This window comes from Pantoea piersonii, assembly GCF_003612015.1.
GTDB lineage: Bacteria > Pseudomonadota > Gammaproteobacteria > Enterobacterales > Enterobacteriaceae > Pantoea > Pantoea piersonii.
Genome location: NZ_RARB01000005.1, coordinates 1 through 26,402, shown reverse-complemented (window position 1 = coordinate 26,402; position 26,402 = coordinate 1). Strand labels below are relative to the sequence as shown.

Annotated in this window: 29 protein-coding genes and 1 pseudogene; 11 read left to right on the top strand and 19 right to left on the bottom strand. The window is 55.2% G+C overall.

Going from position 1 to position 26,402, the window contains the following annotated elements:
• Positions 1–205 precede the first annotated feature (205 nt).
• Positions 206–808, top strand: coding sequence for a glutathione transferase GstA (gene gstA / locus D7S44_RS14435; RefSeq protein WP_120455971.1), 603 nt, complete (start codon positions 206–208; stop codon positions 806–808).
• Positions 809–841: 33 nt separating this feature from the next.
• Here gstA and ahr read toward each other — a convergent pair whose 3' ends face one another.
• The 3 genes from ahr to D7S44_RS14420 all read right to left on the bottom strand — a co-directional run bounded on the left by ahr (position 842) and on the right by D7S44_RS14420 (position 2,852).
• Positions 842–1,858 carry an NADPH-dependent aldehyde reductase Ahr gene (ahr, locus tag D7S44_RS14430; RefSeq protein ID WP_120455969.1) on the bottom strand — a complete coding sequence of 339 codons (1,017 nt, stop codon included), beginning with the start codon at positions 1,856–1,858 and terminating at the stop codon, positions 842–844.
• 28 nt (positions 1,859–1,886) lie between these two features.
• Positions 1,887–2,468 carry a flavin reductase family protein gene (locus tag D7S44_RS14425; RefSeq protein ID WP_120455967.1) on the bottom strand — a complete coding sequence of 194 codons (582 nt, stop codon included), beginning with the start codon at positions 2,466–2,468 and terminating at the stop codon, positions 1,887–1,889.
• A 114-nt stretch (positions 2,469–2,582) separates the two neighbouring features.
• A complete protein-coding gene (locus tag D7S44_RS14420) occupies positions 2,583–2,852 on the bottom strand; it encodes a hypothetical protein (protein ID WP_120456570.1) in 270 nt (89 codons plus the stop codon).
• A gap of 276 nt (positions 2,853–3,128) precedes the next feature.
• On the opposite strand from D7S44_RS14420, the pseudogene D7S44_RS23895 reads away from it, so the two are divergent.
• Positions 3,129–3,242, top strand: a pseudogene (locus D7S44_RS23895) (thioredoxin); the annotation flags it as partial.
• A gap of 484 nt (positions 3,243–3,726) precedes the next feature.
• On the opposite strand, the gene D7S44_RS14415 reads toward D7S44_RS23895, so the two are convergent.
• From D7S44_RS14415 to D7S44_RS14405, 3 genes are all read right to left on the bottom strand, one after another.
• A complete protein-coding gene (locus tag D7S44_RS14415; protein WP_120455965.1) occupies positions 3,727–4,725 on the bottom strand; it encodes a YsnF/AvaK domain-containing protein in 999 nt (332 codons plus the stop codon).
• Between the two features lie 23 nt (positions 4,726–4,748).
• Entirely contained in the window at positions 4,749–5,156 is a 408-nt protein-coding gene (locus D7S44_RS14410; protein WP_120455963.1) for a DUF2382 domain-containing protein, read from the bottom strand.
• Between the two features lie 596 nt (positions 5,157–5,752).
• Complete coding sequence (locus tag D7S44_RS14405; protein ID WP_120455961.1) at positions 5,753–6,277, bottom strand: phenolic acid decarboxylase; 525 nt, start codon at positions 6,275–6,277, stop codon at positions 5,753–5,755.
• Between the two features lie 302 nt (positions 6,278–6,579).
• On the opposite strand from D7S44_RS14405, the gene D7S44_RS14400 reads away from it, so the two are divergent.
• Genes D7S44_RS14400 through D7S44_RS14390 form a run of 3 tightly spaced genes read left to right on the top strand, consistent with a single transcriptional unit; the run spans position 6,580 to position 8,707 of the window.
• Complete coding sequence (locus D7S44_RS14400) at positions 6,580–7,497, top strand: extracellular solute-binding protein (protein ID WP_120455959.1); 918 nt, start codon at positions 6,580–6,582, stop codon at positions 7,495–7,497.
• Positions 7,497–8,294 carry a molybdate ABC transporter permease subunit gene (locus D7S44_RS14395; protein WP_120455956.1) on the top strand — a complete coding sequence of 266 codons (798 nt, stop codon included), beginning with the start codon at positions 7,497–7,499 and terminating at the stop codon, positions 8,292–8,294. Before D7S44_RS14400 ends, D7S44_RS14395 begins: the two co-directional genes overlap by 1 nt.
• Positions 8,294–8,707 (top strand): ASCH domain-containing protein, encoded by a 414-nt coding sequence (locus D7S44_RS14390; RefSeq protein ID WP_120455954.1) that lies wholly within the window; start codon positions 8,294–8,296, stop codon positions 8,705–8,707. The genes D7S44_RS14395 and D7S44_RS14390 overlap by 1 nt, the downstream gene beginning before the upstream one ends.
• 99 nt (positions 8,708–8,806) lie before the next feature.
• Here D7S44_RS14390 and D7S44_RS14385 read toward each other — a convergent pair whose 3' ends face one another.
• The 9 genes from D7S44_RS14385 to D7S44_RS14345 form a co-directional block, all read right to left on the bottom strand.
• Positions 8,807–9,586 (bottom strand): ABC transporter ATP-binding protein, encoded by a 780-nt coding sequence (locus tag D7S44_RS14385; RefSeq protein ID WP_120455952.1) that lies wholly within the window; start codon positions 9,584–9,586, stop codon positions 8,807–8,809.
• Positions 9,586–10,269 carry an ABC transporter permease gene (locus tag D7S44_RS14380; RefSeq protein ID WP_120455949.1) on the bottom strand — a complete coding sequence of 228 codons (684 nt, stop codon included), beginning with the start codon at positions 10,267–10,269 and terminating at the stop codon, positions 9,586–9,588. Before D7S44_RS14380 ends, D7S44_RS14385 begins: the two co-directional genes overlap by 1 nt.
• 9 nt (positions 10,270–10,278) lie before the next feature.
• Positions 10,279–11,004, bottom strand: coding sequence for an ABC transporter permease (locus D7S44_RS14375; RefSeq protein ID WP_179256408.1), 726 nt, complete (start codon positions 11,002–11,004; stop codon positions 10,279–10,281).
• A 6-nt stretch (positions 11,005–11,010) separates the two neighbouring features.
• A complete protein-coding gene (locus tag D7S44_RS14370; protein WP_179256407.1) occupies positions 11,011–11,859 on the bottom strand; it encodes a transporter substrate-binding domain-containing protein in 849 nt (282 codons plus the stop codon).
• Positions 11,860–11,869: 10 nt separating this feature from the next.
• Entirely contained in the window at positions 11,870–13,069 is a 1,200-nt protein-coding gene (locus D7S44_RS14365) for a M20 metallopeptidase family protein (RefSeq protein ID WP_120455947.1), read from the bottom strand.
• A 320-nt stretch (positions 13,070–13,389) separates the two neighbouring features.
• Positions 13,390–13,668, bottom strand: coding sequence for a cupin domain-containing protein (locus D7S44_RS14360; RefSeq protein ID WP_120455945.1), 279 nt, complete (start codon positions 13,666–13,668; stop codon positions 13,390–13,392).
• Between the two features lie 107 nt (positions 13,669–13,775).
• Entirely contained in the window at positions 13,776–16,487 is a 2,712-nt protein-coding gene (locus tag D7S44_RS14355) for a cation-transporting P-type ATPase (protein WP_120455943.1), read from the bottom strand.
• 476 nt (positions 16,488–16,963) lie between these two features.
• Positions 16,964–17,656: a DJ-1/PfpI family protein gene (locus D7S44_RS14350; protein WP_120455941.1), complete on the bottom strand. Its 693-nt coding sequence runs from the start codon at positions 17,654–17,656 to the stop codon at positions 16,964–16,966.
• A gap of 46 nt (positions 17,657–17,702) precedes the next feature.
• On the bottom strand, positions 17,703–18,599 hold the full coding sequence (locus tag D7S44_RS14345) for an alpha/beta hydrolase (RefSeq protein WP_158591259.1): 897 nt from the start codon (positions 18,597–18,599) through the stop codon (positions 17,703–17,705).
• Between the two features lie 288 nt (positions 18,600–18,887).
• On the opposite strand from D7S44_RS14345, the gene D7S44_RS14340 reads away from it, so the two are divergent.
• The 3 genes from D7S44_RS14340 to D7S44_RS14330 all read left to right on the top strand — a co-directional run bounded on the left by D7S44_RS14340 (position 18,888) and on the right by D7S44_RS14330 (position 21,432).
• Positions 18,888–19,841 carry a glycosyltransferase family 32 protein gene (locus tag D7S44_RS14340; RefSeq protein WP_120455936.1) on the top strand — a complete coding sequence of 318 codons (954 nt, stop codon included), beginning with the start codon at positions 18,888–18,890 and terminating at the stop codon, positions 19,839–19,841.
• Positions 19,842–19,979: 138 nt separating this feature from the next.
• Positions 19,980–20,816 (top strand): glycosyltransferase family 32 protein, encoded by an 837-nt coding sequence (locus tag D7S44_RS14335; RefSeq protein ID WP_158591257.1) that lies wholly within the window; start codon positions 19,980–19,982, stop codon positions 20,814–20,816.
• A gap of 70 nt (positions 20,817–20,886) precedes the next feature.
• Positions 20,887–21,432 (top strand): GNAT family N-acetyltransferase, encoded by a 546-nt coding sequence (locus tag D7S44_RS14330; protein WP_120455932.1) that lies wholly within the window; start codon positions 20,887–20,889, stop codon positions 21,430–21,432.
• Here the strand turns inward: D7S44_RS14330 and D7S44_RS14325 are convergent.
• Entirely contained in the window at positions 21,414–21,737 is a 324-nt protein-coding gene (locus D7S44_RS14325) for an AzlD domain-containing protein (protein WP_120455929.1), read from the bottom strand. The genes D7S44_RS14330 and D7S44_RS14325 overlap by 19 nt on opposite strands.
• The gene (locus tag D7S44_RS14320; protein WP_120455927.1) at positions 21,734–22,399 is read right to left on the bottom strand and encodes an AzlC family ABC transporter permease; all 666 of its coding nucleotides are present in this window, start codon (positions 22,397–22,399) and stop codon (positions 21,734–21,736) included. The genes D7S44_RS14325 and D7S44_RS14320 overlap by 4 nt, the downstream gene beginning before the upstream one ends.
• Positions 22,400–22,501: 102 nt before the next feature.
• On the opposite strand from D7S44_RS14320, the gene D7S44_RS14315 reads away from it, so the two are divergent.
• A complete protein-coding gene (locus D7S44_RS14315) occupies positions 22,502–23,047 on the top strand; it encodes a helix-turn-helix domain-containing protein (protein ID WP_371315488.1) in 546 nt (181 codons plus the stop codon).
• Between the two features lie 88 nt (positions 23,048–23,135).
• Positions 23,136–23,654: a GNAT family N-acetyltransferase gene (locus tag D7S44_RS14310; protein ID WP_120455923.1), complete on the top strand. Its 519-nt coding sequence runs from the start codon at positions 23,136–23,138 to the stop codon at positions 23,652–23,654.
• A gap of 90 nt (positions 23,655–23,744) precedes the next feature.
• On the opposite strand, the gene D7S44_RS14305 is transcribed toward D7S44_RS14310, so the two are convergent.
• Together D7S44_RS14305 and D7S44_RS14300 are read right to left on the bottom strand one after the other, a co-directional pair.
• On the bottom strand, positions 23,745–24,521 hold the full coding sequence (locus D7S44_RS14305) for a COG4705 family protein (protein WP_120455921.1): 777 nt from the start codon (positions 24,519–24,521) through the stop codon (positions 23,745–23,747).
• A 347-nt stretch (positions 24,522–24,868) separates the two neighbouring features.
• Positions 24,869–25,270: a VOC family protein gene (locus D7S44_RS14300; protein ID WP_120455919.1), complete on the bottom strand. Its 402-nt coding sequence runs from the start codon at positions 25,268–25,270 to the stop codon at positions 24,869–24,871.
• Positions 25,271–25,468: 198 nt separating this feature from the next.
• Between D7S44_RS14300 and D7S44_RS14295 the strand changes: the two genes are divergently transcribed.
• Entirely contained in the window at positions 25,469–26,185 is a 717-nt protein-coding gene (locus D7S44_RS14295; protein ID WP_120455917.1) for an N-acyl homoserine lactonase family protein, read from the top strand.
• Positions 26,186–26,402: the final 217 nt, after the last annotated feature.

The window sequence follows — 26,402 nt, the reverse complement described above, 5'->3', positions numbered from 1 at the left end:
CCCTCATCAGCTGCGGCATCCCGCAGGCGAACCTTAAGTCTAGGCTATGGCCTGTAATTCGCCGCAGGGTTTAACCGCGTTATCCGCTCTGCCGCGCGACGGAAAATCGGTGAATTCCCGGCATTAGCACAAAAGGCAATGGCGCGAGCGGCCTGCGCTGCCGTAGACTGCGGCGGCAAAAAAACAAAACAGGGATTACAACGAGATGAAACTTTTCTACAAAGCGGGCGCCTGTTCGCTGACTACCCATATCGTTCTGCACGAAACCGGTTTGCCGCATACCTCCGTCGCGGTGGATTTGAAAACCAAACGTACCGAAGAAGGCGAAGATTTCCTGGCGATCAACAGCAAGGGCTATGTGCCGGCGTTGCAGCTGGATAATGGTCACGTACTGACCGAAGGCGCCGTAATCGCGCAGTACCTGGCGGACCTGAAGCCGGAGAGCAATTTGCTGGCGGCAAGCGGCGAAGCGCGCTATGCGGTGCTGGAGTGGATGAACTTTATTTCAACCGAACTGCACAAGGGCATCGGCGCTTTCTTCAATCCGGCCATAACGCCAGAGTGGAAGGCGGCGGCAACCGCTACGCTGACCAAACGCCTTGACTGGCTGGCAGAAGCGCTGGGCGATAACAGCTTCCTTTACGCTAACCATTTCACCATTGCCGATGCGTATCTCTTCAACGTGCTGAGCTGGTTCCGCGTGGTTGACTTCAGCCTGGATCGCTGGCCAGCGCTGCAACGTTTTGCCGCGACCCATGCGCAGCGCCCGTCTGTGATTGCCGCCATGAAGTCGGAAGGTCTGCTGTAATAAAATAGCGCGCCCGACGGGCGCGCTCTTCAATCAGAAATCCGCTTTCAACACGATGCGATAGTGCGCCTTACCGGCGCGCAGGTGATCGAGCGCGTCGTTGATTTTCGACATCGGAAAGTATTCCACGGTTGGCGCGATATCTGCGCGCGACGCCAGACGAAGCAGCGAACGCAGCTGCCCCGGCGAGCCGGTGGACGAGCCAGTAACCGCGCGATCGCCCGTGATAAGCGTAAACGCCGGCACTTCAAAGGGTTTCATCACCGCGCCGACGGTATGGAACTTGCCTTTCGCCGCCAGCGCCTGGAAATAGGGCTGCCAGTCGAGATCGACCGCGACGGTGCTGATGATCAGGTCAAACTGACCCGCCAGCTTTTTCAGCGCTTCCGGATCGCGGCTGTTAACAACGTAATCCGCGCCCATCTGCTTAATGGTATCAGTTTTAGAGGGCGACGAGCTGAACGCCGTCACTTCCGCGCCGAGCGCGCGCAGCAGTTTAATCGCCATATGGCCGAGCCCGCCGATGCCGATCACGCCGACGCGGCTGGTGGCGGTAATGTTGTGCATCAGCAGCGGTTTAAAGACGGTGATGCCGCCGCACAGCAGCGGGCCTGCAGTCGCAGGGTCCAGGTTTTCCGGCAGAGGGATCGCCCATTGCCAGTTGGCGCGTAGATGGCTGGCGAAACCGCCATGATTGTTGATGGTAGAGACTTTGTTGTTCACGCAGTTAACCTGCTCGCCGTTAATGCAGGCGTCACAGTGCTGACAGCTCTTCGCCGTCCAGCCAATGCCCACGCGCTGACCAATGCTCAGCCCTTTATTTTTGGCGCTGTCGCCCAGCGCGACCACGCGGCCAATCACCTCATGACCCGCGATCAGCGGATAGGTCGAGCCGCCCCACTCGTTATCGATCATCGACAGATCGGAGTGGCACACGCCGCAGTAATCGACTTCTACTTCGACATCTTCCGCCGCCAGCGGGCCGGGATCGTACTCATAGGGTTGAAGCGCTTCTCCAGCCTTCATCACTGCGTAACTTTTAAATTTCATGCTTTCCTCGCTGATATAGTGAATGCGCTCAGGGCATTTTGGCGCTAAAGGTGTCCGCTACGGTCACGAACTGCCCGCCGCCCAGATGATGCAGAGTGTGCAGCGCGCGGTTTTCGGCGCTGAAATGCCAGCGACCCTCATAAAAAACGCGGCTGTCAGCTGCCGCTGCCACAACCTCGCCGAACAGCGTGTCATAGTTTTGCTGCGCTTCTGTTGCCGGCAACAGCCGACACTCCAGCCAGGCGACGCAGCTCTCTTCCAGCAGCGGCACGCCCAGCTCCGGGCCACTGATGGCCTGAATGTTATACGCGGCGAATTTATCGTGATCGCGTCCTGTGGTATTGCCGACCGCATAGGTCAGATCGGCAAAGGCGGCTGCCGGGACGCAGACGCCAAAGGCGCCGTTCGACTCGATCAGCTCGCGCGACCAGGTCGCTTTATCCACCACAATAGCCACGCGCGGCGGGGTAAACTCCACCGGGGTCGACCAGGCGGCGGCCATCACATTGCGGCGTTGCGTTTGCGGATGCTGGCTGGTAATCAGAATGGTGGGACCATGATTGAGCAGGCGGCTGGCGTGCTGAAGCGCCACCGGGCGGAAATGCGACATATCGGTTCCTTACTGAAATTGACGCACACTGCTTTGCACATCATAAATTACTGTAAACGTTTTACTTTACGCGTTTTCGCTCTTCGACGTTTACCGCTGCGTGCCGGGCCATTTTTATAAGAGATCGTGGTTCAACGGCGTGCGAAAAGCGTGGCGCGCTGCGGTCATCAGCTGATCGGCCGTCACGGTGGGAGGTAGCCGCATCAGGACTTTACTGGCCTGCCAGTAACACAACACCATGACTTCGTCCGTTTCGCTTTCTGCAAGCTCTCTCAGCCGCGAGCGCAGCGAGAGTACGTTCAGCGTTTGCTGCTCGTCCAGCATCTCTTCGATAGTCTTGTTTATGACGTCGTGTATTATCTTCCAGGAAAGATTAGTAAGCAAAATCAACCTCTTCTAGCCCTTTCCGGCTCGGGAGCTGTTATAACTTTTACTGCGCAGACAAAACGTCCACGGATGAGTTAATGTTAATCTGGCATTAACTATAGTCGTATCGCCGGGCTTTCGGCGACTTTTACATAGGGGGATTATCACAGTGAAAGCGTTTTCAGAGAGGCGGGCGTTTACGCTGTAAACAGCGGCATATTGCGCTTCTTTATACCGCTGTTGTAACGTCGCGTTGGTCAGCTGCGGTTAAACGGTTTTCGCACAGACATTGATGCGAGAGGGAACGGCGTGCACGTCTCGCCTGGCTTTATGATTAACGCGCTTATTCAACTCGATATGGGCAGCGGCGATGAGGTCAACGCGTGGGCCAGGCGCTTACTGGCATAAGGGAGCGTCGCCTGCTTATTCTGCAGGCGAATTAAAAGACTGGTCGGTGTCGTCATCTTCGTAAGCAGGTATTTCTACATCATCCGGTAAGGGTTCTGTATCGGGGCGTTCTGACATTTTTTACCTCCTGCTGTCGCCGCTGAAAAACTTAACATATCGCTACATCACTGCTTCTTTCAGACGTTCTTTAAACAATTCGCGTCAGACCACAGGAATTCGCCGTTATGCCGTTTCGTTCGTCTGCTGAAATTGTTGTCCGATCATGGAATTATCCAGATTAAATAAACAACGGAGCGCGCGGCGGGTTTTCGGTTACATCTGGCAATATAATAAACTACTGAAACTAGCTGAGATGTCGATAAATTGATATGTGCAGACGGGGAGGTCGGCAGCGAGCCAACACCAGGGCAAATGCGTCGACTTCCCCGCTGCAGCTTGTCATATTCAGGCCTGACGGTCTCCCGACAGGCTGAATAAAAACGCGTTACGGACGTTTCAGGAGCGGATCAACGTTATCTTTTTCCTCAACCCCTGCTACGCCGCTTCTTTCGACGATACGGCCATCAGCATCCGTTTCGTTCAGGGCACCAGAAGTACCCGCGGTTTGGTTCAGGGTGCCAGGGGTACCCGCAGTTCTGGCAGTTGCACCGCCTGTTAAAGGCGCGTCTGCTGCAAGGTTGGTATCCGCGTGATCAATATCCACTTCCTGGCGGCGGACAGAATCAGTGATGTTTTCTACGCGCTCGCTCTGATCTTTGCGAACCACCACTTCCTCTTTGATATGCGCCGTTTTGTTAATGACTGGCTGCTCATGCGTTTCTGCAACTTCGATGGTTTTCTCTTCCCAGTCGACATTATCTGCTGCAGCCAGATCGCCAGTTGAACGGCGGAAAATATCAGCATGCTGTTCCTGCAGCGAAATGTCTTCCGATACCTGATCGGTTACGGTATAGCGGCGTACGCGCGTGGTCCCTTCGCTGACCAGACGCTTACCCACTTCCAGACGTTCCTCAGCAAGGCGCAGCACTTCTTCTTCACTTTCATCGCCAGTCAGAGAGGTGCGAACCGGCTCAGTCACGCCGCTGTCGCCAACGGTGTTTACGCCAGGCGCGCTATGCGCGGCAGAAACGGTATAACCGTCATCCTGTCCCAGTCCATTGCCTGTTGGCAGTTCGCCTGTGTCATGCGCATCCAGAACGCTATAAGCGCGCGGCAACTGATCTTCATTAGCGCGCAGCGTCAGTACCACGCTGCCTGAATTAATCGCATCTTCATACACGCCGCTTTGCTCTTCATCCACCGTGCTGCCGAACAGGCGCTGCCAGAAGCCAGGATGACGGGCCTCGTGTCCTTCCGATTTCAGACGTTCGCCAGAAATCACATCAATATCGTGCTCTGCGAAACCCGCTTTAATCAGGCTACGCTTCGCCCCTTCTGCCTGAGCCAGGGTACTGAACATCGTTACGATCTTTTCGTGTGCCATGATTCCTCCTGCGTGATGATGGCTTAGGTGTCGTCTTTTTTCCGGTCAATCTCGACATGCTGTTTACGTAATGAAACGGTCTCTTCCCAGGGAACCTCTTCATGCGTTCGCCGGATATGCAACTCCTCTTTCAAAACCAGCCTGCGAATCACTTCAACTTCTTCTTCCACCACCGGAACGATAAGGACGCCCTCTTCTTCCCTGATATCGGGCATAGTCACAATGCGCTCGTTTTTCGGCACATGCGTGACCTCAACGTTTTCCCGGCGTAACATCAGACTTACTGGCTCGCTGTGGGTAGAAGTCTGGCGTTTAACGGTGACATAACCATCCAGAACTTCTTCCCGCGATACGGTCAGCTTTTCTTCAGCCAGATGCAATACTTCCTCTTTTGCATGTGGATGTTCGTCATTGTTTGAAGAAGAAGCCATATTTCACCCTTTATGAAATGCCCGGTTGAAATAAACACCCTGATATAATCAAATCAAAAGCATTTACAACTAAAGAAATTTAAGTGTGAATCAAAACCCAGCCGTTGCAAGCCAGACGGCAAAAAAAATTAAAATAATTAAAAATTCGAACCAGAGGATATAAAAGCAAAATTATCGTCAGTTAAAATTTATCCTGCCCAGCCAACGACTTATTGCCTGATTAACTCGCCTGAGCACGCCCTGATAATTCAGGATAATTCCTACCCCCTAAAACAGATAACTTAGCTACGCCGCCATCAAACCAAATATAACTAGCTGATATTTATATCTTTTATATTTAAAGTGAAATAAGTCGAATAAAGAAGATGTAAAAATATGTCAGCGCGTTAATAATTACGTCTGCAGGCGAATATTGCGCTTGTTCTGGGGGCTTTATTAATGACTGGCTGATTTTTACTGGCCGAAATAGTGCCAGGGCTCAAGGATAAAGTGCGGAATACGTTGCGGTACAGATTTCTATCCAGCAGATAAAAGCGGCTTAAAGAAAAAGCAAAATGCTCTGCCGCCGGAGGGCGGTATGCGGCAGAGCGGATTAATTATTTACCGTCAAAGAAATTCTCTGGCAACTGGCCTGGCGCCTGATCAATTACGCTGTCATTATCCGGCCCTTCATTTTTCATATAGGTTACTTCGGCGAACTCAGGGATGATGACATAAGGATAGGCGGGCCCTTCGTCTCTGAAGCGATGCATATCTTCTATAAATTCATTTTGATAGCAGATGGTTTTTTCAGGGTGCTGACCTTCACCGGCAATCCACTGCGGGAAGAAAATAGTGCCGTGCAGCAATTTGCGGTTCAAATCAAAAAGCAGGCTGACGCAGGTGCCGGTTGGTTCATGCCAGTCAACCTTAAAGATGCCGGGAGCAAACTGTACGGCATTCATCTTCTGATGCGTCACCCAGCGCCCGCCTACCAGCCCCTTATGGATACGGTAATCGCAGGTCGTTTCGTTGCGTGCATACCACTCATATTTCCAGCCGTTATCGTAGGTGTAGACAAAATGCGTACCGACAAACTGCGAAAGATCGCGGGATGACTCGTTAATCGAAGCAATGGTCATGGCTTACCTCATGTTATCAGTAAGGAGAACGCTGGCCCGGCGCGCAGAGCTGCGTTCTCGTGAAACACTGGATGCTAATATTTAACCGGCTCACTTATTATTGATGAGGATCAGCTCTTCACCACTTCAGCACACGTAAGGAGGAGGGGTCAGCCAGCAAAAAGACTCAACCGCCCCTCAACGCAGCGCAACTTTATCTTCAGGCCCTGCTCCTTTTCGCTCTTTCCGCACGGCAGATGCTTGCCTGACAGCGGCAGGCTTACCATAATCGCTATCTATTTTTCTTTATAACGAGTAGGCAAATGAAAAAGTTCGCGCTTTTAGCGCTGGTTAGCGGCGTGGTCTGTAGCGCCTCGGCGATGGCAACCGATATCCGCGTCACCTACGCGGGCTCTATGGGTAAGGTGATGGATGAGAGCTTAGGCCCGGCGTTCGCCAAAGCGAACAACGGCAGCTATCAGGGGCAAGGCCAGGGCGCCTACGGCATGGCGCGCCTGCTGGCGAGCAAAAAAATGACCGCTGACGTCTTTGTCTCCATTACGCCGGGACCGATGCAGATCCTGAAGGATGCAGGCCTGATCGACAACGCCGTACCGGTCGCCAGCACCAGCATGGTGATCGCCTACAGCCCGAAAGGTCTCTATGCGCAAAAATTTTCCGCCGCGGCGAAAGCGGGCGATGCCAGCTGGCTTGATGTGCTGGCGACGCCGGGCCTGAAGTTTGGCCGCACCGATCCGGTCAACGATCCTAAAGGTCAGAATATCGTCTTCACCCTGCTGCTGGCGGAGAAGTACTACAACAAGCCGGGCGCGGCTGACAAAATTATGGGCGGCGTACAGAATCCGGCGCAAACGCATCTGGAAGGCGGCCTGCTGGCGCGGCTGGAGAGCGGTCAGGTAGATGCCGCCGCGGGTTACGAAAGCGAAGTTATCTCTGCGCATCTGCCCTATGTCGCGCTGCCGGACGAGATCAACCTGAGCAATCCGGCGCAAGCCAAAAAATGGTACGACACCGTCAGCTTTGCTATCAAAGACAGCAAAGGCGAGGAGAAAACCCTGCATACTCAACCGCTGGTTTACTATGCGGCGGTGCTGAAAAACGCGCCTCACGGGGAAACAGCGGGTAAAGCCTTTGTGGATTTTATGCTGAGCAAACCGGGTCAGGCGCTTTTCCAGCAGAATGGCTACGCCGCGCCTAAAGGGGATGCGATTTACCCCTAATGAAGCGCTCTCCTTCTTCAGCGTTATGGTTATCGCTGCCAGCACTGCTGATGCTGGCAGTACCTTTTCTGACACTGATTGCTATCACGCACTGGCGACATTTCCATCTGGCCTGGGGCGACGGCGACGCTATCGCAACGTCGACCGGGCTGGGACTTATTGCCCTGCTGCTGATTGTCGTGAGCGGCCTGCCCGTCGCCTGGTGGCTGTCGCAGGCGCGAGGTAAAGCACGGGCGGTGGTAGAACTTCTGGTGCTGATCCCGCTGCTGACGCCGCCGCTGGCGATGGGCATCCTTCTGGTTAGCGCTTATGGCCCATACGGGCCGGCTGGTTCTCTGCTGGCCCGTATGGGCATTGAGCTGGTCAATAATCCTGCCGCCTTTGTACTGGCGCAGTGGTATGGCGCGCTGCCCTACTTTATAACGGCGGCGCGCTCGGCTTTTGCCGCCGTGCCTGTTGCCATTCTGGAAGCGGGCCGCACGCTGGGCGCGTCGCCGTGGCAGCGGTTTCGTCGGCTCTCTCTGCCCCTCGCTGCGCCAGGACTGGCGTCGGCGGTGGCGCTGGCCTGGGTGCGCGCTATCGGCGAATTCGGCATCGTGATGATCTTTGCCTATTTCCCGCAGGGCATTCCGGTTAAGCTCTACAACAATTTGCAGAATGATGGCGTCGATGCGGTGTACGTGCTGCTGTGGCTGCTGTTGTTGTTTACCTTACCTTTGCCGCTGGCCTGCTTTGCGCTTGTACGCCGTTACGCGCGCGACAGGCAGCCGCGGCGCACCCGATCGGGAGTGATCTGATGTCCGTTTCGCTGGAGCAGTTAACCGATAAATATCCTGAGGCGCACGCATGGGCGTTCGGCGACTCGTCCGAACTGGCCGATCGTCTGGTTACGCTGGTGATTGCCGGTAAAAAAGTGGCGAGCTGTGGCTCGCTGCAGTCGTGGAGTGAGGACGAGGCGAAGCCGCAGCCTGGCGGCTACAGCATTGTGCTGGATGGCGCGGGTCAGCCGCGCTGCGTCATCCGCACGACGGGCCTGTTCTTAACTCGCTTTGACCGCGTGACGCCGGAAATGGCGATGCTGGAAGGGGAGGACGATCTCAGCCTGGAAAGCTGGCGCCGCGAGCATCAGCGCTTTTTCCAAAGCGAAGGAACCTTTCATCCTGAGATGGAGCTGGTGTTTGAAACTTTTCAGCTTATCGAGGTGATGTAGTCGTTACAGCGCCTGCGGCGCAGTCCGATAAATAAAAGCGGAAGAGACATAACCGGACCTCGCCTGCTATGTCTCTTTTGCTATAACCGATCGCAACGACTACCCTGCATTGCGCTGGAAATGGCTGTTAACAAAGGCACGGCAGCGCGGCGAAACGGGATCAAGGAAAACCTGCTCCGGCGCGCCCTCTTCTTCAATCATCCCCTGATGCAGAAACACCGCTTTGTTTGACACGTCGCGGGCAAAGCCCATTTCATGGGTCACAATAATCATGGTGCGGCCCTCTTCCGCCAGCCCGCGGATCACGCGCAGCACTTCGCCTACCAGTTCTGGATCGAGCGCCGAGGTCGGTTCATCAAACAGAATTGCCTTCGGCTGCTGCGCCAGCGCGCGCGCAATCGCCACGCGCTGCTGCTGGCCGCCCGACAGCTGCGACGGCCAGGCGTCGCGTCTGGCATAAAGTCCGACCTTATGCAGCAGCGCCTCGGCCTCTTCCGTCGCCTCTTTCAGGTTTCGCTTCTGTACATGCACCGGCGCTTCAATAATGTTCTGCATCACCGTCTTATGCGGCCAGAGGTTAAAGCTCTGAAACACAAAGCCGAGCTGCATGCGCATCAGCTTGATACGCTGGCGCTGCGCGCGATTAAGTTTTTCGTCGGGATTATCCAGCGTTACGCTGTTCTCGCCCACGGCGATAACGCCCGCCTGCGGCACTTCCAGAAAAGGAATACAGCGCAGCAGCGTGCTTTTGCCCGATCCGCTGGCGCCGATCAGAGAGATAACATCGCCATCCTGCGCCGTCAGGCTGATGTCGTGCAGCACTTCATGTCCCGCATAGCTCTTTCTGAGATGGCTCAGCATGATGGTTGGTTGGGTCATTAACGTGCTCCGAAATAATAGGGGGAGAGGCGTCGCTCCAGCACCGAGACGCCTTTGCTCACCAGCATGCTGAGCAGCAGATAGATCGCCGCAGCGCTGAGGAATACTTCCAGCGCGCGAAAGGTAGAGGAGACAATGGAATCGGCGATGCCGGTCATCTCCATCAGGCTGATGGTGCTGACCAGAGAGGTAGACTTAAGCATAGAGATCATTTCATTACTGTAAGCGGGCAGCGCCTGACGGATGGCGATGGGCAGCGTAATGCGGGTAAAAATCTTATGCGAAGGCATGCCGCATACTCTGGCCGCTTCCAGCGACTGGCGACTGACTGCATTCAGGCCGCCGCGCAGGATCTCCGAGGTATAGGCCGCATCGTTGAGGATGAGAGCCAGCAACCCGCACCAGTAAGGATCGCGCAGCAACGGCCACAGCACGCTTTCCCGCACCGCTGGCAGGCTGCCCAGCCCGTAATAAATCATAAAAATCTGAATCAGCAGCGGCGTGCCGCGAAACAGCCAGACGTAAAGTCGGGCGAAGTAGCTGCCGACGCGCGTCTGACGCAGCAGGTTCAGCCCCAGCGCCAGCAGGCCGCCGCCAAGCAGCGACAGCACCGCCAGGTTAATGGTCAGCGGCAAGCCTTTGAGCAGCGCCAGCAGGGTTTCCTGCAAAAAAGGGATATCCATTGGCTTTCCTTACACACTGGCGCGCTGCTGGCCGCGCATAGCGAATTTCTCGACGGCGCGGAAGACCCAGTCGGAACAGGTAGTAATAATCAGATAGATCACGGCGCCGACGCTGTAGAAGAAAAAAGACATCTGCGTGGAGTTGGCGGCTGTGGTGATCTGATTCATGGTTTCCACCAGCCCGGTCACCGACACCAGCGCCGACTCCTTGATCACCGACTGCCATTGATTGCCCATTCCCGGCAGCGCGGTGCGCAGCGCCTGTGGCACAATCATGCGGCGGAACAGCATTAGCCGCCCCATGCCCGTCACCGTTGCCGCCTCCAGCGTGCCGCCGGGAATGGCGTAAAACGCGCCGCGAAACACGCCGCTCTGATAGGCGCCTGAGATCAGGCCAATGGCGATAGCGCCGGCGATAAAGCCGTTGATATCAAAAGGGCCCTGCATGCCTGCCGCGGCGCCCGCCCAGGAGATGACCTGCCGACCGCCGAAGTAAAACAGGTAGATCACCAGCAGCTCCGGTACGCCGCGAAACACCGTGATATAGCCTGCCGCAAGACGCTGCTGCCAGCGCGAACCGGCAATCTGCATCCAGCACAGCAGGCTGCCCAATACCGCGCCCAGTAGCCAGGCGCAGAGCGAAACGGTCACCGTCACCGTGGCGGCGCTCAGCAGCACGCCGCCCCAGCCCTCGTCGCCGAAGCCAATCAGCTGCCAGTCTATTTGCATAAACATGGGCTATCAGGCTTTCGGCGCGACGTCTTCGCCGAACCACTTCACGGAGAGCTTGCTCAGCGTGCCGTCTTTGATCATCGCAGAGAGCGCTTCGTCCAGCGCCCCCTTCAGTTCAGCATTGCCTTTGCGCAGACCAATTGCCGATCCCGCGCCCAGCAGGCCGCCGCTAAAACCATAACCGCTGCTGCTGATCGCATCCGTATGCTTCTTCACAAAGGCGTTGAGGTTGGTGCGTGACGCCATCACCGCGTCTACGCGGCCATTCATCAGGTCGGCAAACGTTTCTGGCCCCGCCTGATAGGTCCGAATAGTAGCGACGTCGCCCAGATACTTTTGCAGGAAATCCGCCTGAATAGTGGCGACCTGCACCGCAATGGTCTTGCCTTTAAACGTAGTTTTCAGTTCATCGATCGCTTTCTGCATTCCCGCCGCGTCATCAGCCTTCACCACGACGCCGCTGCCGGGCAGCGTCGCCAGCGGCGAGCTTTTGGCCGTAACGAAGCTGGAGATGCTGACGGTGTATTGCTGAGTAAAGTCGATGGCTTCGGCACGTTTCGGCGTGACCGTCACCGCGTCGATAACGGCGTCATATTTGCCGTCAATAAGGCCAGGGATCAGACCTGACCACTTCTGGGCGCTGATTTCATATTTAAAGCCGACGCGCTTCGCCAGCTCAGCCACGATGTCAGGTTCATAACCGACGATCTTGCCGTTCGGCGTGGTCTGGTTAAACGGAGGATAGCTGCCTTCGGTAGCGAACTTCAGGGTACCGAAATCTTTTGCCTGGCTGAGCGTCGGCACCGCCAGTAAACCCAGCGCCAGCGTGGCCGCGAACAGGCCTTTGCGCATCATCATAGTGAGATCCTCAATTGTTATTGTTAGTAAGCAGATCGACGGCCAGGCGCACCAGCGCCTGCGTACCGACGGCAATGCTGCGCTCATCCGGCTGATAGTCGGAGTTATGCAGATGATCGTTACGGCCCGGCGTGGCAGAACCGATATGGATCTGGCAGCCCGGCGCGCGCTCGGTAAAGAGTGAAAAGTCTTCCGCGCCGAAGCTGTCGCTCGGTTTCGCGACAATGGGTTTGCCAAACTGATGGGAAAGGATGTTTTCCAGTGCATCAATCAGTCGATCGTCATTCATCAGCGGCGGCACGCCGCGCAGATAGTCAACCTCAATGCGCACGTTCATCGCCAGCGCGACCCCTTCACATACGCGTCGGAAGGAGGCTTCCATATCAGCGCGCACCTGCGGCGATTTGGTGCGAATGGTGCCCTGAAGCAGGCAGCTGTCAGGAATAATGTTATGGGTGGTGCCGCCCTGAATATGGCCGATAGTCAGCACGGCAGAGTGAGCGGGATCGCGTTCACGCGAGATCAGCGTTTGCAGCTGGCCGATCAGATACGCCGTAGCAACGACAGGATCGACGCCCATATGGGGCCGCGCGGCATGCGTAGAGACGCCATACACCCGCACGTCGAACTCGTCACTCGACGCGGTACTGCCGCCGCGCGTCAGGGCCACTTCCCCGGTCATCAGTTCCGGTTTGTTATGCAGCGTGACGGCCCAGTCAACGCCCTCAGCGGCGCCGTCGGCGATCATCGCTTCCGCGCCGCTTTCCGGCGTTTCCTCAGCCGGCTGGAAGATCAGCCGCACCCTGCCTGCTAACTGCTGGCGGTAATGTGGCAGGATGGCGGCGACGCCAAGCAGCGTCGCGGTATGCAGATCGTGTCCGCAGGCGTGCATTTTACCTGGAATAGTGCTGCTGAAAGGCAGGCCGGTCTGCTCCTGGATCGGCAGCGCGTCCATATCGGCACGCAGCAGCAGCGTTTTACCCGGCTGCGCGCCGATAATATCGGCCACCACGCCGGTTCGTCCGACGCCCGTTTGCGGCGTTAATCCGTGCTCCCGCAGCCAGGCCGTGACGATGTCAGCGGTACGCACCGTGTCGAAGCCGAGCTCTGGATGGGCATGAATATCGCGCCGTATGGCGATCAGGTGCGGTTCAATATCTGCCACTCTGGCGCTAATGTCCCCGGCCAGCATTGCTTTTTTATCAGTCATGATTCGCCTGCAGAGTGCCCTTTTGGCGGGCTGTGGGCGCAGCGGATCGGGCCGCTGGCTATGTTATTGTGTTTGCTGGCTTTATTTATTCACAGCACAAAGCAGAAAGCAACGCGCGGCTTTTTATGAAAAAGCATTTACTTTCAATAAATTAAAACAAAAAGTGGCAAATATGGATGTGAATGCAGCGGATCAGAAAGATTATTAATAATCCCTCGCCGGTCATCACAATGCCTGATGTTGTTACTGCACAAAGCCGCTGATTTCCAGCCAACAGTGCTCTGCTGACGAACGCGGCACGGTGCGATAGCAGTATAGCCTCAAAGAATGACCGGTTTGCGGCCCACCAGATAACGTACGCCTTGCGCGCCAAAGATCTCGGAATGGGGCTGATTCAGCGCAAGATGAAAAACGTCGCCCTGCTGATAACGTTGCTCACCTGCATCAGTATGGATGGTCAGTTCGCCGTCAAGCACCAGCGCCCTGGCTTCGAACGGATGGCAATGACGTTCCAGCACGCCGTGCGGCTCACGCTTCACGATAACCAGCTCGGTAAAGCCCGCCGCTTTGAGCTGCTCACGAAATATCTGTTCTTGCATGGGATCACCCTTAAGGTAGTGAAAATGCGCTGAAACAAGCATAACTGCGGCATCCCGCTCAGGCCAGTCGGTAAAACGCCCTGTTTCCAGGGCGTTTCCAGCGGGATTCAGCCGCGACGCCAGCGGCGGGTAAGCTGCTTTTCGGTTTCGACGACAGCAAAGATCGCTGCGCCGACAATAAAGGCGATTAGCCAGTATTTAAACGGCAGCGGACGCGTACCGAACAGCGTATTCATCAGCGGCAGATAGATAATCAGCGCCTGTAACGCCACCAGCACGCCGCTTACCAGCCAGATGCCGCGGTTTTTCAGCACGCCGCGATCAAGCGAGAAGCTGTCGTTGCTGCGACAGTTCAACATATAGACCCACTGCGCGGTCACCATCGTCTGTAATAAAACGGTACGGATAAATTCCGGCTCATAGCCGCGCACCTGCAGCCAGGCTTCGAGTAGAAAAGCGCTAACTGAAATCAGCAGCCCGACAAAGACCATGCGCCAGATAGCATACCCGTCCATTACTGGCGCGCTAACGTCGCGCGGCGGTCGCCGCATAACATTCGCTTCCGCCGCTTCGAACGCCAGACCAAAAGAGAGCGTGGCGGAGGTCGCCATATTCATCCACAGGATCTGGACGGGCGTCAGCGGCAGCAAATTCCCCATTAGGATAGCGATAATAATGAGCAGTCCCTGCGCCAGGCAGGTCGGCATAATAAACAAGATCGTTTTTATCAGGTTATCGTAGACCCGGCGTCCCTCTTTTACCGCGGCCGCGATAGTGGCGAAGTTGTCGTCGGCAAGGATCATATCGGCGGCCTCTTTCGTCACCTCCGTCCCTTTAATGCCCATCGCGATACCGACGCTGGCCTGTTTCAGCGCAGGCGCATCGTTTACGCCATCGCCGGTCATGCCGACCACTTCGCCGCTGGCGGCCAGCGCCCTTACCAGGCGCAGCTTATGCTCCGGGCTGGTACGCGCGAAAATGTCGTACTGGCGCGCCGCCTCAGAGAGCTCGCCGTCACTCATATGTTCCAGATCGTGACCCGTCAGGGCTTTGTCGCTGTTGCTGATGCCCAGCATCTTCCCTATCGCCATCGCGGTTTCCTGATGATCGCCGGTGATCATCTTGACGCGGATGCCCGCCTGCTGGCACTCATCAATTGCCGCAACGGCTTCCGGTCGCGGCGGATCCATCATGCAGGCGAGGCCCAGCAGCACCATGTCCTGACGCAGATCGTTTTGATCCAGCGAGGCGATCGCTTTCGGCACGCGCTTCCAGGCCGCCGCCACGGTGCGCAGCCCTTCGCTGGCGTAGCGGGTAATGGCGGCATCCCAGTAAGCACGATCCAGCGGCTCGGGACCGCTTAAAGTCTGCTGATGCGCACAGAGCGACAGCAGCACGTCCGGCGCACCCGTCATCAATACCCAGGCCTCCCCGTCCGCTTCGCCGCTTACCGCCATATATTTATAGAGTGAGTCGAAGGGTAGCTTGCTGACGAGCTGTTGCCCCTGCGCCGCCACGCCCCCTTTCGCCGCCAGCACCTTCAACGCTCCCTCGGTCGGCCCGCCGACGATGCGCCAGCGTCCTGCTGCATCCTGCTGGATTTGGCTCTCGTTGCAGATGTCGATAGTAGCGAGAAAGCGCGCCATAACCGGATGCTGCGCTGCGGAAAGCGCGCTGTGCGGTGCTTCGGCCAGGATCTCCCCCGCAGGCTCATAGCTGTCGCCGCTGACGCGCCACTGGCTTTCCGCCAGCACGACCGCTTTCACCGTCATCTCATTCATGGTGAGCGTGCCGGTTTTATCAGAACAGATCACCGACATTGCGCCCAGGGTTTCGACCGTCGGTAGCTTGCGAATGATCGCCTGTTTGCGCGCCATCGACTGCACGCCCAGCGAAAGGATAATGGAGATAATGGCGGGCAGCCCTTCCGGCACCGCCGCGACCGCGAGGCTGATAACCGACAGCGCCAGCGAGGCCAGCGGAATATCGCGCAGCAGGTAACCGAAGATAAAGAGTCCGGCCATCATCAGCAGGATTACCGCAAAAATCGCTTTGCCCAGCTTATCGATTTGCTGCAGCAGCGGCGTTTTTGCCGTTTCGATATGGCTCATCATATCGTTAATGTGCCCCAGCTCGGTGTCGCGTCCGGTGGCAATAACCACGCCGGCGGCAGTGCCCGAGCTGACGGTGGTGCCGGAAAAAGCCAGGTTCAGCCGATCGCCCAGCGCTTTTTCGCCCTCAAGCGCATCGCTGCTTTTCGCGACCACGGTGGATTCACCGGTCAGAATCGCCTCCTCCACGCGCAGGTTATGTACCTCAAACAGCCGGAGATCCGCAGGAATGCGATCGCCGGGCCGCAGCATAACCACATCACCAGGGACGATTGCCTCGCCCTGCACCCGCATAATCTCGCCGCTTCGCATCACCACGGCGTCGTTCGAGAGCATATTCTGGATGCCCTTCAATGACTTCTCGGCGTTGCTTTCCTGAATGAAGCCAATAAAAGCATTAATGACAGCAACGCCGAGAATGACAAAGGTATCGACCCAGTGGCCCATCAACGCCGTAATCACCGCCGCGGCGAGCAGAATATAGATCAGCATATCGTTGAAGTGAGTCAGAAACTTCAGCCAGGCCGGCTGCGTTTTCTTTAGCGGCAGCGTGTTAGGGCCGTGCGCCGCCAGACGCGCCTGCGCCTCGTCTGTGGAAAGCCCCTGCGGAGAACTCTGAAACTCGGCGAAAACGTCTTCGCTTTGATGCTGATACCACGGCCGCGCTTTTGCAGCGGCATTTTGCAATGTCTTGCGGTCGTTATTCATTTTCACTCCGTACAGGAAACCGGCGATATGGGCGCAGTTAAATTAATGGGCCAGCATAGTGCGACAGGTTAAATAATCTGATACTGATTCAGGTCATATTTTTGTAGTTTTAATGTCGTGACACGGGTGGCGAATTAATTTTTCAACCATATCCGGTTCACACAGAAATTCATTCGCGTTAAATTTAATTAACTACTTAAAAATCAAAATATTAGCATTAAAAGATGTCGTCAACGGCGCCGAGAGATGGCTGACCTATTACGTCGTTGATCATTTTTTGTGAGCCAGATATTTTATTTCTGATCGCCGTTTATTTTACCGGCGCAAAGACTATTGGAAAAATAACCACACTGCTTTTGTGTATTTAAACGGGCGGGAATTTATTGCCGGATAAACAGCAGATAAACAACCTTTAAAACTCAGCGCTTTATTTACAGGAGGACCAGCCAGCTGGCTAACCCTCCTCTTTTTATTTACTAATCCCGTGAGAGATGTTGTGCCGCGCGTTCCGTTGCGCGACGTCGGGTGGCGATGAAATCCGCCATCTGCGAGCGGGCGGTCGTGAGCTGCTCAGGCGTGGCTGACTGCGGCGATCCGGCATGAAACGGCGGCTCGGGGTCGTACTCCATTTGCAGCTGAATCGCCTGAGCGACGTCGTTTCCGCGTATCTCCGCCACCAGCGTCAGGGCAAAATCGATGCCGGAGGTGACGCCCGCGCCGGTCAGCCGGTTGCGGTCGCGCACGACGCGCGCCTCGACCGGTTCGGCACCTAACAGCGCCAGCTGATCGCGTGAACTCCAGTGCGAAGTCGCGCGATAACCATGCAGCAAACCTGCGGCGCCCAGTACCAGCGATCCTGTGCAAACAGACGTAATAAACTGCGCGTGCTGCGCCTGCCGCCGCAAAAAGCTCAGTGTTTCCTCATCAGACATCAGCGCGATTTGCCCCGGTCCGCCCGGTACGCAGATCACATCAAGTGGCGGGCAGTTGTCAAACGTGCAGTCAGGCACCAGCATCAGGCCGCGATCGGATCGCACCGGCTTTATCTCTTTCCAGATCAGATGGCACACCACGCCAGGCGTGCGGGCGAAAACTTCGAAAGGACCCGTGAGGTCAAGCTGCGTCACGTCCGGGAAAAGCAGTAAACCGATATGCAGAGGCGTTGTCATGATAGCGATCCTTAGCAGAGAGCGGGTGATAAGAACAATACGCGATTTATTCCGCGCCGGAGATAATATTCAGCGTCGCATCCAGCGATGACGGCAGCAACTCGCCGTGCGTCTGACTAGGATAACGTATTTGATGCAGCCTGACGCCGCTCTTCTGTAGCCTGGCGATAAGCGTGCGGTGAGCCTTGTCAATCTGCGCTGCGTTACGCTCCTTGCCGCGATCGCTCTGCCCGTCACCCTCAATCAGATAGAGGGTTTTGCCGTTTAAAGCGCCAGGCGGCACCTGCTGCGCCAGTTCGACAATGCGCTGATGCCGCCAGCCGAGCGACGGTGCCGCGCTGAAATAGTGGGTGAATCCGCTGGCGTGATAAAGCGTATCCATGACGAACAGGCCGCCATAAGAGTGGCCCCAAAGCGCGCGTCGCTGCGGATCGCCTGGCGCCTGTTTCTCTGTCCAGGGGATAATCTGGTTCAGCAGCAGATTGCGAAAAGCATGACTTCCGCCGCCGGGATAGCGTTCCTGCCCTGGATCGCCCGGCTGCCCGCCGGGCGGCGTGTAGTCCAGCGCCCGCGCCCGCACGTCGAACGGCAGCCTGGTGTCATAGCCTACTGCGACCAGCATCGGCGGCCTGTTGCCCGCTAACTGCTTCAGGCGATCCTCACTCAGGCGCGCCATTGCCGCGTTGCCATCCAGCATAAACAGTACCGGAAAGCCTTTCGGCGGTGGCGTCTGTTTTGGCACGCCGAGCCACACTTTATAGTGGCGCAGACCGTCGGCAGAGCTAAAAGTCTTTATGCTGAACCGGTAAAACGCCGAGCCGCGATCGGCAATATTGTCGCCCAGAGGTTCCATCAGCGGTCTGCCGTTCGCCTGCGTCGCCGGGATTAAGCTGACGCCGATCGCCAGTAGCGCAGCAGAGAAAAACGTCGAGGGGATATTCAAGTAAACGCCTTCCTGAGCGGTTAAAATGATTCGCCATACTAACAAATCAACTATGCTAATAAGAAACTTTCTCAATAACCCGCGCAGCATTGCTTTATCCCTGCTTATAAGAGCCGATAGCTAAACTCTGATTTACCGGGTCGGGGATTGCGAATCGACTTCACAGATCGTTAAATTTCAGCATTCGACCAGAGTTTTATTTATTTTGATGCCGGACGTTTGTCAGCACGCGTGCGCCGACGTTCCTTTCAACCGACACCAGCAAGGCCATTAATCAGAGGTTGTGAAATGGATCGCCTTAAATACCAGATAAGGGTTGTGCGCTTTTTATGCCTTTACGCGTTGTTTCGCCTGAGATTATTCAAATTCAGCGACTTCGCCTACTCAGACAGGGATGAGAATGAGGCATTAGATATTCTCACCAGACATGACAGCGATAAAACCACCATCCCAAAAATAATCTGGATGTTCTGGGACAGTCCAAATCCGCCTGACCATATCATGGCCTTCCATAAAAAAATGAAGGCGATAAATCAGGCGCATGAAATAATTCTGCTCGACCGTCACAGCCTGAGAAAATATCTTCCTGAGCTGCACTTTGATTTTCAGGGTATCGGACTGGCGCATAAAAGCGACGTTATTCGTCTTGCTTTGCTTAAACGCTACGGCGGCATCTGGGTCGACTGCTCGACGCTGGTCTATCAGGATTTTAGCTGGGTGCATGAACGCAGCGGCTACGATATGGTGGGCTACTACAGCGAGGCGAATACGCAGGATGCGCGTTTCCCGGTGATCGAAACCTGGTTTATGTGCGCCCCGCCTGAAAATGGCTTTGTCAGCCGCTGGCTGGAGCTGATCATGCCGCTGACGAAAATCAGCGTCGATGACTATTACAATCGTATTAAAGATCGCCCAGACTTTGAGCGCATTAAACAGGGCATCCCGCGCGGCAGCTATTTGACGACAAATTATCTCTGTCAGATAGCCATGCGTGAAACGGAAAGCGTTAACCTTTATCTGAAAAAGTGTGAAACCTCGGCCTTCTATTATCAGAACGTCTTTAAGTGGAACTGCCTGAAGATGTCATTGTTTTTACTCTGTACGCGCCAGCCGACGACGCATCCAAAACTGATTAAGTTGACCAACAGCGATCGCCAGTTTTTACCGCTGGCTCGTAAACTGCGTATCCTGGATGCGGAAAGCATCCTGGGGAAATTAATGCTGGAACAGCAGAATTCTTAATCCATAAGCAGGATAATAAAAATGGAAAAGCTGAAACGACATCTCAGGACAGCGAAATTTCTTCTGCTTTATGTTTTATATAAACTTCACCTTTTTCGTTTTCCCGATCTCGCCTATTCAGAGGCGCATGAGAACGACGTGAAGGATATTGGCCGGCAGAACAGCGTGAATGCTCCGTCTGTTCCGAAAGTGATCTGGATGTACTGGGACGACATTACCCCGCCTGACTTTATCCAGGCGTTTCACGCCAGGATGGCGCAGATGAATCCTGACCACCAGATTCATCTGCTGAATCGTGAATCCGTAAAAGATTTTCTGCCGTGGCTGCGCTTTGACTACGCGCAGATTGGCATGTCGCATAAAGGCGATGTCATCCGCCTCGCCCTGCTGAAGGAGTATGGCGGCATCTGGGTAGACAGCTCGACGCTGGTTTATCAGGATTTCTCATGGGTGCATCAGCGCGGCGGTTACGATATCGTCGGCTATTACAGCGACGGCACTACGGTGGATAAAGCCTTTCCCGTGGTGGAAGCCTGGTTCCTCGCCTCCCCGCCCGGCAATGCTTTTATCACCCGCTGGCTGGAGCTGATTATGCCGCTTACGCAGATCGGTATTGATGACTACTATACGCAAATCACCCGGCGCAGCGATTTTGCGCAAATCCGCCAGGGCATCAATCGCGGCAGCTATATCATTATTAATTTTCTCTGTCAGATCGTGATGCGCGAGCAGCCCGGCTTCAGCTGCTACCTGAAAAAGTGCGAAAGTTCCGCCTTCTTCTATCAGGACGTTTTCCAGTGGGACAGCCTGAAGATGTCGTTGTTTTTGCTTTGCGTTCGCGAACCGGCTACGCATCCCAGACTGATCAAACTCACCAACGATGATCGTCGCTTTTTGCCTCTGGTGCGCAGGCTGAATATTCTTGAGCGCGACAGCGTGATGGGGAAACTGCTGCTGCAGCGCAGCGCCTCTTAACGCAGCGCGTTATAACAGGCTATGCTGATGTGCGGATGACAGCCGGTCATCGCCGTTACAGGGTTAAAAAATGCAGTTAATTTCCGAACGATTAGTCCTGCGCCCGGTTAGCGTGCAGGACAGGGATATGCTGATGCGTATTTATGGCGATCCGGCCACCAATACCTTTAATCCCGCCGGGCCGCTGGCTAACCTGGACGAGGCGCAGCAGCTGCTGGCGCGCTGGATTATGCACTGGCAGCAGCACGGCTTTGGCAATATGGCACTGACGCTGCGGTATGCGCCGTATGAGACTATCGGCTTTGGCGGTTTTAGCTTGCGCGAATTTGGCGGCAAACCGGTTAATAATCTGGGTTATCGGCTGGCGACGCACGCCTGGGGGCAAGGCCTGGCAACGGAATTTACGCGCACTATGGTGCGTTATGGCTTTGAAGAGTGCGGTTTAGAAGTGATAGACGCCGCGGTGCGGCCAGACCATCTCGCCTCGCAGCGCGTACTGGAAAAAGCGGGGTTTGCGGTAAACGGGCACGTTTACGATGTGCCCGATGCGCCCGCCAGCCTGACTTTTCAAATCACGCTGGCGCAATGGCGCGCCGCTCAGGGCACGCCGAAGTAGCGTAACGCGGCTGTCATCAGGGCCGCGCCGATGATAACGGCGATAAGCGGGGCTTTACGCCAGGCGAGAAAAACAGCGAAAGCCACGCCCAGCACGCGTGCCATGCCGGCAAAATGGGGGCCTTCAAACAGCGTGCTGGTCGACGCGACCGCCAGCAACAGTATCGTCGCCGCATCCGACAGCATGGTTTGCGTCCGTTCGGCGATCGGCAACCGATTGCCGAGCTTAACGCCTGCCAGTCGGATCAGATAAGTCCCCGACGCCAGCAGCGCGATACCCGCAATAATCAGCGCCTGATGACTCATTTGCGCATCCTCCACGTCAGTAATCCCAGCAGTGAAAAGAGCACCGGCATGCCCGCCGGAACAAAGGGCGTCGCCGCTATCGACAGCAGCGCGCCGCCTGTCGCCGGGATCAGCGTCCGGCGTTGACGCAGCGCCGGGAAGATCAGCGCAATCAAAATAGCTGGAAAAACGGCGTCAAGGCCGATGGCAGAGACATTGGGAATCAACTGACCGATGGCGGCGCCAGTAATAACCGTAAACGGCCAGATCAATGCAATACCAAGACCGCACAGCCAGAATGCGCTTCGGCGCTGCGCCAGCGTTGACTGAGAAATGCCAAATACCACGCTTTCGTCATTCATAATGTGGCAGCCGAACAGACCGCGCGCGCCTGCCCCCACCAGATCTTTGACCGCTATGCCGAACGGCAGGTGGCGCGCATTCACCAGCAGCCCCGCCAGCGCTGCGGTGATGGGGCTGCCGCCGCCCGCCACAATGCCGATAAAGAGAAATTCCGAAGCGCCCGCCATGACCAGCGTCGACAGCGCCACCGGCACCCAGAGCGGGAACCCGTCAGCACTGGCCAGCGAGCCGTAGGATAAGCCGACAATGCCATCGGCCAGACAGACCAGAATAATGGCTTTAATCACTTCCCGGCTTAACGGGATGCGACGCATCTGCATAACAAATCCTTCTTATAACGAACGAGTTTTCCATTATAATGAACGCTGCAGGATCGTTTTACAATGCGAACGATTCGTTCGATTCAGGAAACAGGAGTGAACGTGACCCCGATCACAATTATTGCCAATAGCCTGGTGCGTGAGCGTCAGCGCGCCGGCCTTTCACTGGCTGAAGTTGCCCGACGCGCCGGTATTGCAAAGTCTACGCTCTCACAGCTGGAAGCAGGCAATGGCAATCCCGGCATAGAAACGCTCTGGGCGCTGTGCGTCGCGTTGAATATTCCGTTTGCGCGCCTGATGGAGCCGGAAGAGAAGCGGATGCAGATTATCCGCCGCGGCGAAGGGCCGACCGTTACGGCGGAGCTGGCGGACTACCAGGCCGTACTGCTGGCGACCTGCCCGCCTGGCGCGCGGCGCGATATCTATCTGCTCAATACGCAGCCTGGCAGCGAGCGTAGCTCACAGCCGCACTCGCCCGGCACCATCGAACACCTGATCGTTACGCAGGGCCGCGCACTGGTCGGACCAAAAACGTCGCCTGTCGAACTGTATCCCGGCGATTACATCTGTTACGCCGGCGATGAAGAACATATCTTTCGCGCGCTGGAGCCGGATACGCTGGCGGTGCTGGTGATGGAGCACAGCTGAGCCATCACTTTTTCCTCTGACCCGCTCTGCTGTCAGCAAGCTGTCGCAGGTGTAATATGGCGCAATCAAGGTCGATTTCGAGGGTGCTATGCACATCATTCCCGCCACAGCCCACCATGTTCCCGCTATTCAGCATATTTACGCCTGGCATGTTCTTCACGGCAGCGCCACCTTTGAAACCGAGCCGCCCGACGTCGAAGAGATGCAAAACCGGTTAAGCACGCTGCTGGAAAAAGGCGGGATCTGGCTGGTGGCGCTGGAAGAGAATGAAGTGATTGGGTACTGCTATCTTGCGCCCTATCGACCGCGTTACGCCTACCGTTTTACGCTGGAAGATTCTATTTATCTCGATCCTGAATGCATCGGTCGCGGCGCAGGCCGTGCGCTTTTAACGGAAGCGATCCGTCTCGCCGAAGCGCGCGGGTTTCGTCAGATCGTTGCCGTGATCGCAGGTAACAGCAACCAGGCGTCGATTGGGCTGCATCGCGCGCTCGGCTTTCACGAAACCGGCGTGCTAAAAGCAGTAGGATTTAAGCATGGCCGCTGGCTGGATACTCACTTTATGCAGCGTGAGCTTGGTGAAGGCGACAGCACGTCGCCAGAGTAATTCTGCTTTAACCACAGACTAAAATAAAAGCCGCCATCGCTGGCGGCCCTTTAAATTTTTTTATAGCTGCACATCTGCCGCTGGCGCTTTTTATGAATCTGCCGTCGCGGTTTTCATTGCCGGACGCTGTGGCAGCAGCCAGAGAAAAGCAATGATAGCCAGCGCCAGAGTCAGTGAGGCGCTGTAGCGGCTCAGCGCAAGTCCGCCTGCTGCAATGGGCTTGTCCAGAAAATCGCCGACTACCGCGCCCAGTGGGCGGGTTAAAATAAAGGCGGCCCAGAAGAGCGCAGTACGTGAAAATGAAGTAAAGCGGCTGACGGCCCAGATAATAGTCAGGGCGCCAACAAACAGCAAAATTCCGCCGTCATAGCCCAGTCCTTCGCTGTCTGCGGTCCAGTCACCTAATGCAGTACCCAGCGTTTGTGAAAACATAATGGTGATCCAGTAGAAGATTTCCGTTACACCATTGTTCACAGAACTCACCGCGATGGTGCCGCAGGCAATGCGCCAGATAAACAGAGAGAGCATCAGTAGCGTGCTCAGCAGCAGCGTACCGCCCAGATAACCTACCCCTAATGAACGATCGGCAAAATCCGCCAGCGTGGTGCCGACGGTGGTAGTGGCAACCACAGTAAACCAGTAGATCCATTTATTAAAGTTATGGCTTTTAATCTGCACTACGACAGCGGCTAAAAAGATAATGGCGAAAATCAGTGTGCCGGTAAGGTATCCCAGATTCATCGACATGGTCACCGCATCGCCGCCGGTTTCACCCAGCGTAGTTGCAGCGATTTTGATTAACCAGAACGTAAGGGTAACAGCCGGGACTTTACTCAGGGACAGCGAGTCTGTGCTCTTATTTTGCATAGTGGTAGGCTCCGGAAAAGCCCGAAATGGGCTAACGCAGATTGCACATTATCGGAATATTCTTAAGCAAAGATTAAGCAGGATGAATGTATTGAAAAAATTGCGTTCTGGCTCTGCCCGTTATTTGTGGGTCAGCGGAAAGGTAAGTAATAAACATGAGCGACGGGCGCTGTGTTGCCCTGAAACCGTATGAAAAGAACAGAGAGCCTGGCGCTGTATTAAAAATGCGCTAATCAGCATTTAAAGACTTAATGTCCTGGCGGCCCTCTGTCATTCGTAGGCGGAGCGGGTATGCTCCGCCGTTGAGCGCGGATGCTCCACTTTTAAGGCGTAGCCGATAAAAAGGCTTAGCTCTGCTTGTTCTGGTAAAGATCCCAGCGGTTGCCGTAGAGGTCATTAAATACAACGACCGTACCGTACGCCTCTTCGCGTGGCTCCTGACAAAACTCTACTCCTTTTGCTTTCATAGCATTGTAGTCACGCCAGAAGTCATCAGTCTGGAGAAACAGGAATACCCGCCCCCCGCACTGATTGCCGATAAAGTTCTCCTGCCTCTCGTTTGAGGCACGGGCCAGAAGAATGTTGCAGTCGCTTGTCGGGTTTGGTGTAACTACTACCCAGCGTTTCCCTGGCTGCGGCGTATCCTCAACGAGGGTAAAGCCCAGCTTTTCCGTGTAATACTCAATAGCCCGATCGTAGTCATCAACTACTACGGCCACATATCCCATGCATCGCTTCTGCGTTCTCATTCTCTGCTCCGTCAGGTTTCAGGCATAGCTGTTCAGCTATCTCTTTTATCACAAAAGAGCCTTAGTCACCGTCTATTGCCTCACTGAGGCAATAGCGAAAATGACGATGCAGTCTGTCTGGAAGAATAATCGAATTTTCCCCATTCAGGGATTTTCTCTTCTATTTTGAACATATCGTTAAAAATAAGAGAACATCACATGCGCCTCTATATGCTTTACCTGGGTACTATGCAGCCGGGCAATATACCTGTACCTGGCTATTTGATTCAGACAGATAACGGAATAAATATCCTGGTTGATACTGGCTGGCCTCGTTCCTTTGTAGATACACCAGTAAATTCGCCCGGCCTTACAGTTGAAATCAGGCCTGAAGATAGAGTCACTGCCCGGCTTCAGGCTATCGGCATGTATCCAGCCGATATCCACTACCTCATTTGCACTCATCTCGATGAAGACCATTCCGGCAATCATGATTTATTCTGCAATGCAGAATTCATCATTCAAAAAAAGCATTACGAACTGGCCAAAAATGGGCACCCCCGCTTTAAAGCGAATCGGAGATTCTGGGACCATCCGGCCCTCAGGTATCGTCTGATCGAAGGAGATTATGAGCTCTTACCGGGAGTTATATTGCTTGAAACCAGCGGGCATGTTCCTGGTCACCAGTCCCTTCTGGTGCGACTTCCTGAAACAGGAACCGTTTTACTTGCCGCCGACGCTGTTATGCATCATTCAATGGCAGATGCAGCTACAAGACAGATATATATCACTGATATGGATGATGAACCGGGCATCAGAAGGAGCACGCAGAAAATTGCAGACCTGGCTGAAAGCGAAAATGTGGCGATTGTTGTTTACGGGCATGATACTGAACAATGGGCCTCGTTGCGTCTTTCTCCGGCTTTTTATAAGTAGATTTTATGTTATGAACCGCTGCATGCTTATTGAAGCACTCTATATTTGCGATGTCCGCTTCATGTACTCGTCAGTATGACACTAATGAACAGTCCGCTTTAAGCGAAATATAGTCATTCGTACCCTGAGAATTACACTTTGAAGTGATTCAGGGTATGCGCTTACTGGTTACGAATATTGAGCGAGAATCATGTGATGATCGCCGCTTTTCTTTCGA